Annotated in this window: 2 protein-coding genes; both read left to right on the top strand. The window is 68.0% G+C overall.

Annotated features, from left to right (window positions below; genetic code table 11):
• Positions 1-258 (top strand): hypothetical protein (locus IRZ30_RS17065; RefSeq protein ID WP_294086909.1); only part of this gene is annotated, 258 nt, incomplete at its 5' end.
• 535 nt (positions 259-793) lie between these two features.
• Entirely contained in the window at positions 794-2,155 is a 1,362-nt protein-coding gene (locus IRZ30_RS17060; protein WP_294086907.1) for a L,D-transpeptidase family protein, read from the top strand.
• The last annotated feature ends 27 nt before the right edge of the window (positions 2,156-2,182 follow it).

The following is a 2,182-nucleotide window of genomic DNA, read 5'->3' as shown; positions in this document are numbered from 1 at the left end:
ACCACCGTGCTCTCGACCAGCGACCCGCCCCGGGAAACGATCGTCAGCGGCCTCGTCCTTGGCCGCGACCTGGTAGCGACTCCCGCCGGGCTCTTCCCGTCGTGGAAGATCGTGCTGTCGTCGTCGACTGATCGTGCGGCTCCTCCGGGCTTCCGGCTCTCCGCCACCCTCTGGTTCGAGCCCGGCATCGGCGTTCTCCGCTGGCAGACCCGCACCTACGACGCCCACCTCTATCGAGCTACCCCGGTGCAGCAGTGATGCGCGTGGCGGCGCTGGCTGCCGTCCTCCAAGCGGACCGGCCGTTCCCCCTCGTGTGAGGTTCATCTGCCGGGGAGCGGCCGAATCGGTCTATCCCTCAATCTCGCCGGTTGGCGTTGCCCGGCGGTGGCTCGGTGTCGCGTGCGCGGGGCAGAGCAAGGGGCGTCCTGGCCGGAGGTACAGGTCGCCGTCATGAAGATGCTGTCTATGATCGAGATGGGACGACATGGTGCTGCCACACCATCCGGTAGGCGGAGGCGCGGTATGTGGCGGGGAGTGTCGACCTGTTGCCTGCCGTCGGGCCGGATCCTGCACGCCGCGTTCGGGTTTGCTCTGGTGCCGTTTTTCGCCTGACTCCGGTGTGTCCGTACGGCAAGCGGCCCGAGATGGTCACCTGAGACGAGCGGGGAGGTGTGAGTATCCCGCCGTTCGTGTAACATCGGTCACAATGCCCCGTTGAGAGAGGTGGGGCAACACGAGACCCTGAGGAGGAGAGCGGGCGCGGCCCGAGTCGAGCAAACAGGTGGGGGAGGGGATGAGCGTGCACCGTCACCGGCGGATTCCACTGCTTGCCGTGCTGCTTGCGGTACTAATCTCCGGGGTGGCCGGGGCATTCGGCGCGCCGGCCGCACAGGCGGCCGATATCCTGCCGGCCAAGGTCTATTTCCACGAAACCGGTCACCATCTCGGTGGGGATTTCTTGACCGCCTGGCAGGCCAACGGCGGGCTGATGACGTTCGGCTACCCGCTGACCGAGCCGTTCGTCGAGGACGGCATGCTCGTGCAGTACTTCGAGCGGGCGCGCTTCGAGCGGCACGACCAGTTTGCCGGCACGCGCTACGTGGTGCAGGCGACGCTCCTGGGCAACTGGGTTGCCGAGCGGCTGCGCCACACCGACCCGTTCCGGCCGCTCCCGCCCGATACCGGCACCGGGGGTGACCCACACCGCCGCTTCTTCCCGGAGACCGGACATAGCCTGGCGTACGGCTTCCTGGACTACTGGCAGCGCCACGGCGGGCTGTACGTCTTCGGCTACCCGATCAGTGAGGAATTCACCGAGAACGGGCTGACGGTGCAGTACTTCGAGCGGGCGCGCTTCGAGTGGCACCCGGAATATCGCGGCACCGAGTTCGAGGTCCTGCTCGGACGGCTCGGGGCGGACTACGCGGCCAGCCGCGGGGTCAGCATCGCACCGGTCGCGAAGGAGAGCGACGCCATCTCCGCCTTCCCGGGGCTGCTCGACCCGAATTGGGGCAAGGCGATCCGCACCGGTGACGGCGCGGTCTTCGGCGCGATCACTGCCGACGTCCTGAACATCCGCTCGGCCCCGCGCCTCGACGCGCCCGCGGTCGGCACGACCTACGCCCGGCATCCGGTCGCCATCCGCGCCATCGTCGAGGGCGACCCGGTGGAGGGCATCCCGGTCTGGTACCAGATCGGCGACGGGCGCTACGTCGCGGCGGCCTGGGTGCGGCCGCTGATTCCCGCCGCCCCGCCGCAGACCTACGGCGGGCACTGGGTGGACGTGAACCTGTCGAACTTCTACGCGGTGGCCTATGAGGACTCGCGCCCGGTCTACATTGCGATCATCACCGCCGGGCGCGACGGCAAAACCCCGGTCGGCGTCTTCAACGTGCAGTACCGGGTGCGCAGCGAGACGATGGACTCGGCCACCATCGGCGTCAAGAAGGGGCAACCGGGCTACTACTACCTAGAGAACGTGCAGTTCACCCAGTACTTCAAGGACGGCGGATACGCCATCCACGAGAACTACTGGACACCGCCCTCCGCCTTCGGCGGCTTCGGCAGCAACGGCTGCATCGGCCTGCTCCTGCCCGACGCCGAGTGGTTCTGGAACTTCCTGTCGGTTGGGTCGGTGGTGGCGATCCACTACTGAGGCGCATTCCCCTCACCCCCCTGCCCC

The organism is Sphaerobacter sp., assembly GCF_019683595.1.
Taxonomy (GTDB): domain Bacteria; phylum Chloroflexota; class Chloroflexia; order Thermomicrobiales; family Thermomicrobiaceae; genus Sphaerobacter.
This window is presented reverse-complemented; position numbering and strand designations above follow the sequence as displayed.

What these genes read in the sequence shown, in the direction of transcription:
- IRZ30_RS17060 (WP_294086907.1), top strand. Translation starts at nt 794, where the DNA reads ATGAGCGTGCACCGTCACCGGCGGATTCCACTGCTTGCCGTGCTGCTT.